Genomic DNA, 7,005 nt, shown 5'->3' with positions numbered 1-7,005 from the left:
ACCCGCCGTGCCGGCGTCGTGGCGGCCCGGCGCCGGCTGGCCGCGCTGCTGGCGGCGCTGGACGTCCCCGACTGAGGCCGGGAGGCTCAGGTGCGGTGCACGTCGAAGACGCCGTCGATGCGGCGCACCGCGTCGATCACGTGGCCGAGGAACCGGGGGTCGCCCATCTCGAAGACGAACCGGCTCATCGCCACGCGGTCGCGGGTGGTGTTCACGGAGGCCGAGAGGATGTTCACGTGGTTCTCGGAGAGGACCCGGGTGACGTCGGAGAGCAGCGACTTGCGGTCCAGCGCCTCGATCTGGATCTCCACCAGGTAGACGGTGTCCCGCGACGGCGCCCAGCTGACCGGGGTGCGGCGCTCCGGCTCCTGCGCGAGCAGGGTCGCCAGGTTGGGACAGTCGACCCGGTGCACGGAGACCCCGGAGCCGCGGGTGACGAACCCGTCGATGGCGTCCGGCGGCACCGGGTTGCAGCACCGTGCCAGCTTGGCCATGACGCCGCCGTCGCCGTCCACGAGCACGCCGGCGTCGTTGGTGGCCCGCGCGGGGGCGCGCCGCGACTGGGCCGGGACCAGCTCCTGCAGGTCCACCTCGCCGACGGTCAGCTCGCCCTCCGGCTCGGCCTGCGTCGGCGTCGGCGGAGCGAGGCGCTCCGCGACGCGTTCCTGCACGGACTGGGCGGACACGTGGCCGTCGCCGAGGGCCACGAACAGCCCGTCGAGGTCCGCGTAGCCGAGATCCGTGGCCACCTGCACCAGCTCCTCGCCGCCGAGCACCTGCTGCACGGCCATGCCGGCCTTGCGCAGCTGACGGGTCAGCGACTCGCGTCCCCGGTCGGCCTGCTCGTCGCGGCGCTGCGTGGCGAAGTGGTGACGGATCTTGGACCGGGCCCGCGGCGAGACCACGAAGCCCAGCCAATCCCGGCTCGGCCCCGCGTCCTCGGCGCGCGAGGTGAAGACCTCCACGGTGTCGCCGTGGCTGAGCGGCGTGGACAGCGGGACGAGCTTGTCGTTGACCCGGGCGCCGATGGTGCGGTGGCCGACGTCGGTGTGGATGGCGTAGGCGAAGTCCACGGGCGTGGAGCCGGCCGGCAGGGTGCGGATCTCCCCCTTCGGCGTGAAGACGTACACCTCGTCCGCCCCGATCTGGGTGCGCAGCGAGGCGAGGAACTCGTCCGGGTCCCGGGTGTCCGCCTGCCAGTCCATCACCGAGCGCAGCCAGGCCGGCGTGGCCTGCACCGGCGCCTGGCCGGCGACCTGGGCCTTGTACCGCCAGTGCGCGGCGACGCCGTACTCGGCCTGGCGGTGCATCTCCTGCGTGCGGATCTGGATCTCCACCGGCTTGCCGCCCGGCACCATCACCGTGGTGTGCAGGGAGCGGTACATGTTGAGCTTCGGGACCGCGATGTAGTCCTTGAACCGGCCCGGGACCGGGTTCCAGCGCGCGTGGATGACGCCGAGCACGGCGTAGCAGTCACGCACGGAGTCCACGAGCACCCGGATGCCCGTGAGGTCGTGGATGTCGTCGAAGTCCTTCCCGCGCGTCACCATCTTCTGGTAGATCGAGTAGTAGTGCTTCGGCCGTCCGGTGACGGTCGCCCGGATCCGGTGCTCGCGCAGGTGCTCCTCGATCACGGTGCGCAGCGCCGCGATGTGCTTCTCCCGCTCCGGGTTGCGCTCCCCCACGAGGCGCACGATCTCCGCGTACATCTTGGGCTTGAGGGCGGCGAAGGAGAGGTCCTCGAGCTCCCACTTGACGGTGTTCATGCCGAGCCGGTGGGCCAGCGGGGCGTAGATGTCCAAGGTCTCCTGGGCCTTGCGGGCGCTGGACTCCGGGGAGACGTACCGCCACGTCCGCGCGTTGTGCAGCCGGTCGGCGAGCTTGATGAGCAGGACGTTCACGTCCTGGGCCATCGCGATGACCATCTTGCGCACGGTCTCGGCCTGCGCCGCGGCGCCGTAGGTCACCTTGTCCAGCTTGGTCACGCCGTCCACGAGGAGGGCGACCTCGGAGCCGAAGTCGGCGCGCAGGCGCTCCAGGGAGTAGTCCGTGTCCTCGACGGTGTCGTGCAGCAGGGCCGCCAGGAGCGTCGGGCCCGTCACGCCGATCTCGGCGAGGATCGTGGCGACCGCGACGGGGTGGGTGATGTACGGGTCCCCGGAGCGCCGCATCTGCCCCTCGTGTGCCGCGCGGGCGACCTCGAAGGCGCGGACGATCTCGGCCAGCTCGGTCTTGGTGGCTCGCTGCCGCACGGTGCGCATCAGCGGCTCGAGCAGGGGCGAGTACTCGGTGGCGTGCCGGCCGGTCAGGCGTGCGATCCGGCTGCGGGGCCGCACCGGGGCGCGGGTGGGGTCCTGCTCGCTCATGGGCCACGCCTCCTGGCTCGTGCGGCCCCGACCGCTCCGGCCGGGATGATCGGCGAGTCTACCCGCGCCCGTCCCGCCCCGCCCCAGAAAGACCGCCGGGGCCCGTGCCGGGGCCGCAGCGGCTCCGTCAGAGCCGTGCGCCGTCGTCCCAGGGGGCGACGTCGGGATCGGTGACCGCGTCTGAGCCACGCTCCCGGGTGGCCCGGGCCGCGGCCCGGGCGTCGTGGTCGCGCACGTCCGCGTCGTTGCGGCGCAGCAGGGCGTACAGCGGCGCCTGGAGGAACAGGGTGGACAGGGTGCCCACGATGATGCCCACGAACAGGGCGAGCGCGATGTCCCGCAGCGTGCCGGCACCGAGCAGCCCCGCGCCGATGAACAGGATCGAGCCCACCGGCAGGATGCCGACGACGGAGGTCGTGATGGACCGGACGAGCGTCTGGTTCACCGCGAGGTTCACGTTCTCGACGAAGGTGCGCTCCGGGTCCTCCTCGGACCCGATCGTGTTCTCGCGGATCTTGTCGAAGACCACCACGGTGTCGTAGAGCGCGTAGGACAGGATCGTGAGGAAGCCGATGATGGCCGACGGCGTGATCTCGAAGCCGGTGGCGCCGTAGATGCCGGCGGTCAGCGCGACCACGTAGAGCATGCCGAGCACGGCGGCCAGGGACATCTTCCAGGTGCGGAAGTACACGGCCATGAACAGGGTCACGAGCACCACGAAGATCACCAGGCCGATCAGGGCCTGCTGCGACACGGCGGCGCCCCACGTCGGCCCCACGAAGGTCGAGGTCACCTGGTCCTGGCCGACGCCGTAGGCCTCCTGCAGGTTCGCGGCCACGGCTCGGGTCTGGGCGTCGTCGAGCTGCTCGGTCTGGACGCGCACGGTGCCCGGGGCGACGTTCGTGACGGTGGCGTGGCCGTCGGCCAGCACGTCGGTCACGGCGCGCTCGCCCGCGGCCATGTCGGTGGAGGCCGTCTGCGAGACGGTGAACTCGGAGCCGCCCCGGAACTCGATGCCGAGGTTGTAGCCGCCCCGCAGGGCGGTCAGGCCGCCGGCGAGGACGAGCAGCAGGGCGGCGAGGGCGAACCACCGCCGCCAGCGCTGGATGAACGGGTAGGAGGTGCGGCCCGAGTAGAGGGCGTTGCCCCAGTCGGCGAAGTGGTTCACTGGTCCTCCTCCTGGCGACGGCGCTCGGCGCGGCGTCGCTCGGCGATCGTCATGGGCGGCGCGGTGCGCGAGCGGCGGCCGCCCCGGGCGGACGAGCCCGCGCGGGGGGCGCCCGTCGCCACGAGCGGCCGCGGGGCCTCGGCGGCCTCCGCGCCGCCGGCGCCGGGGGACTCGCCGGCGGCGTCCGCCGGGAGCGCGGTGGCAGGCTCGCGGAAGCGGCCGGCGCCCTGATACAGGGACGGCCCGCCCAGCAGCGACGGGTCCAGTCCGGACATCGGGTGTCCCTCGCCCACGAAGCGGGTCTGGGCCAACAGCACCATGAGCGGGTGGGTGAACAGGAACACCACGATCAGGTCGGCGATCGCGGTGAGGCCGAGGGTGAACGCGAAGCCGCGCACGTTGCCGACGGCCACGAAGTACAGCACGACGGCGGCCAGCAGGTTCACGGCCTTGGACGCGGTGATCGTCCGCCGGGCGCGCTTCCAGCCCTCGTGCACGGCGACGGGCACGGTGTGGCCCGCGCGCAGCTCGTCCTTGATGCGTTCGAAGTAGACGATGAACGAGTCCGCCGTCAGACCGATCGCCACGATGAGCCCGGCGATGCCCGCGAGGGACAGGCGGTAGTTGTCCGTCCAGCCCAGGATCGCGATGGTCAGCCACGTCAGCACGCCCGCCACGATGATCGAGGCGAAGGTCAGCAGGCCCAGGGCCCGATACTGGAAGAACTGGTACACGGCCACGAGGCCGAGGCCGATCAGGCCGGCGATCAGGCCCCAGAAGAGCTGGTCCCGGCCGAGCGTGGCGGAGATCTGCTGCTCGGACTCGATCGAGAAGGAGATCGGCAGGGAGCCGTAGTTGAGCTGCTCGGCCAACTGCGCCGTCGTCTGCTCGTTCAGGGTGGGGCCGCTGATCTGCGCGCTGCCGTTGGTGATGACCACGTTGGACTGCGGCGCGGAGATCACGTCCCCGTCCAGCAGGATCGCGAACTGCTTGCGCGGGTCGCCCTCGGGGTACGGGGTGAGCTTCTGGGTGACCTCCGTGAAGGCCTTGGTGCCCTCCTCGTCGAACTCGATGTTGACGACCCACTGGTTGGTGGAGACGCCGCCCTGGGCCTGGGCCATGCCGTTGGACGCGCCCTTGATCTGGGTGCCCGGGATGACCACGGGGCCCAGGATGTACTTCTGGGCCGGCGTGACGGCGCCGTCGGCGAGCTCCTCGGAGGGCTGGCAGGCGACGATCGCCCGGTCGGACGGCGGCGGGGGCGCGGCCGGGTCCCGCGGGGCGGTGCAGTCCGTGGCCTGGAACTCGGCCAGCAGGGCCGGGGTGACCCAGTTCGGGTCGTAGGCGTCCGCCGGCTCCCCGTCGGGCTTCGGCAGCTGGTCTTCTGGCAGGCGCTGGTCCTCGGGGGTGGCCTCCCCTGGGCCGGACTGCAGCACGGGGCGGAACTGCATGTCCGCGGACGCCTGGATCAGGCGGCGGGTCTCCTCGTCCGGGACCCCGGGCAGGGAGACGACCACGTTCTGGGAGCCCTGCGTGGCGACCTCCGCCTCGGCCACGCCGGAGCCGTCCACACGCTGGCGGATGATCTCCACGGCCTGGTCCAGCTGCTCGGGGGTGACGGACTCGCCCGTCGAGGTCTGGGGGGCCAGCACCATCTGCGTGCCGCCCTCGAGGTCGAGGGCGAGCTTGGGAGCCCAGGAGGCCGCGCCGGAGGCCACGCCCCCGCCGAGGATCGCGGCCAGGACCACGAGGAGGGCGGCCAGCCAGGCCAGGGTGCGCCCGGCGGAGCCGGTGGGTGTTCTCTTCGCCATTGCTCAGGTGCTTCCGTCACATTCGAGCGGCCCCGCCAGGCGGGGCCGCGTGTGCAGGGGTGGGTGGGCCTCAGGCCAGGTCGTCGCGGCGCGGACGCGGGTCGGCGTCGTCGGCGCGGTACTCGGTGCCGGGGGCGTCATCCCGACGCGACGGGTCCGTGGTGGGCGCGGCGGCCGCGGCGGCCGTCTCGGGCTCCACGACGGTGGTGATGCCCTGCAGGTGCACGTCCATGCGCGTGCCCGGGGCGGTCTCCAGCGTCACCCGCTGGGCCTCGGCGTCCACGGCCACGACGGTGCCGAAGATGCCGGCGCCGGTCATGACCTCGACGCCCGGGGCGAGGGTGCTGCGCATCTGCGCCTGCTGCTGCTGCATCTTCTTGCCCTTGCGGAAGGAGAGGAAGAGCATCACCGCGAGCAGGGCGAAGGCGAAGAGCATGAGCAAGCTGCCACCGCCTCCCTGGGCCTGCTGGGCGATCACGGGCAGGGTCGCGGCGGTGGCGACGGGCATGGGGGACTCCTGATGCTCGGGGTGGGCGGGCCTGTCCAGTGTAGGGGCCCGCCCTGGGCGTCACGGCCCCGGCGTGGCCTCTGGAGCGGCGAGGCCCAGGTGCTCCCAGGCCCCCGGCAGCGCGACGCGGCCACGGGGGGTGCGCGCCACCATGCCCTCGCGGATGAGGAAGGGCTCGGCCACGGTCTCCACGGTCTCGGCCTCCTCCCCCACGGCGGTGGCCAGCGTGCTGAGCCCCACGGGCCCGCCGCCGAACGTGGTGCACAGGGCGGTGAGCACGGACCGGTCGAGCCGGTCCAGGCCCCGCCCGTCGACGTCGTACATGTCCAGGGCGGCGGCGGCGTCGTGCGGGCCGACCTCGGCCAGCCCCTTCACGAGCGCCCAGTCCCGCACCCGGCGCAGCAGCCGGTTGGCGATGCGCGGGGTGCCGCGCGAGCGCCGGGCGATCTGCCGGTACCCCTCCGTGGCCAGCCGCATGTCCAGCAGCAGGGCGGAGCGGCGCAGGACGCGCTCGAGCTCCTCCTCGGTGTAGAAGTCCAGGTGGCCCGTGAAGCCGAAGCGGTCGCGCAGCGGCCCCGGCAGGAGGCCGGCCCGCGTGGTGGCGCCCACGAGCGTGAAGGGCGGCAGCTCGAGCGGGATCGAGGTGGCGCCGGCGCCCTTGCCCACCACGATGTCCACGCGGAAGTCCTCCATGGCCATGTAGAGCATCTCCTCGGCCGGGCGGGACATCCGGTGGATCTCGTCGAGGAAGAGCACCTCGCCCTCGGTGAGCGAGGACAGGATGGCCGCGAGGTCGCCCGCGTGCTGGATCGCGGGGCCGGAGGACAGCCGCAGGGGGGCGTTCATCTCCGCGGCCACGATCATCGCCAGCGTGGTCTTGCCGAGCCCGGGCGGGCCGGAGAGCAGGACGTGGTCCGCGGCGCGGTCCCGCAGCCGGGCGGAGGCGAGCATGAGGTCCAGCTGCTCGCGCACGCGCATCTGGCCCACGAACTCGTCCAGGTGCTTGGGGCGCAGCGCGACCTCGAGCCGGCGCTCCTCCGGGTCGACGGCCGCCGCGGACAGCGGTGAGGACTCCGCGCTCATCGCCCGCCTCGCACCGCGCCGGCCATGCCGACGTCGCGCAGGGTGGCGCGCAGCAGCGCGGCGACGTCG

5 protein-coding genes are annotated in these 7,005 nt (G+C 72.9%); all 5 read right to left on the bottom strand.

Features of this window, described 5'->3' with window-relative positions; translation table 11 throughout:
• Positions 1-86: 86 nt before the first annotated feature.
• Complete coding sequence (locus tag D8M29_RS07150; protein WP_127445873.1) at positions 87-2,366, bottom strand: bifunctional (p)ppGpp synthetase/guanosine-3',5'-bis(diphosphate) 3'-pyrophosphohydrolase; 2,280 nt, start codon at positions 2,364-2,366, stop codon at positions 87-89.
• A 127-nt stretch (positions 2,367-2,493) separates the two neighbouring features.
• The gene (gene secF, locus D8M29_RS07145) at positions 2,494-3,534 is read right to left on the bottom strand and encodes a protein translocase subunit SecF (RefSeq protein ID WP_127435466.1); all 1,041 of its coding nucleotides are present in this window, start codon (positions 3,532-3,534) and stop codon (positions 2,494-2,496) included.
• The gene (secD, locus tag D8M29_RS07140) at positions 3,531-5,345 is read right to left on the bottom strand and encodes a protein translocase subunit SecD (RefSeq protein WP_127445872.1); all 1,815 of its coding nucleotides are present in this window, start codon (positions 5,343-5,345) and stop codon (positions 3,531-3,533) included. Before secD ends, secF begins: the two co-directional genes overlap by 4 nt.
• Before the next feature lie 70 nt (positions 5,346-5,415).
• Positions 5,416-5,853: a preprotein translocase subunit YajC gene (yajC, locus tag D8M29_RS07135; protein ID WP_049147635.1), complete on the bottom strand. Its 438-nt coding sequence runs from the start codon at positions 5,851-5,853 to the stop codon at positions 5,416-5,418.
• Between the two features lie 60 nt (positions 5,854-5,913).
• On the bottom strand, positions 5,914-6,936 hold the full coding sequence (gene ruvB / locus D8M29_RS07130) for a Holliday junction branch migration DNA helicase RuvB (RefSeq protein ID WP_095353336.1): 1,023 nt from the start codon (positions 6,934-6,936) through the stop codon (positions 5,914-5,916).
• Positions 6,937-7,005: the final 69 nt, after the last annotated feature.

The organism is Micrococcus sp. HSID17227 (assembly GCF_003989405.1).
Lineage (GTDB): Bacteria > Actinomycetota > Actinomycetes > Actinomycetales > Micrococcaceae > Micrococcus > Micrococcus luteus.
Note: the sequence above shows the minus strand (reverse complement) of the source record. Positions and strands in the feature narration are given on the sequence as shown.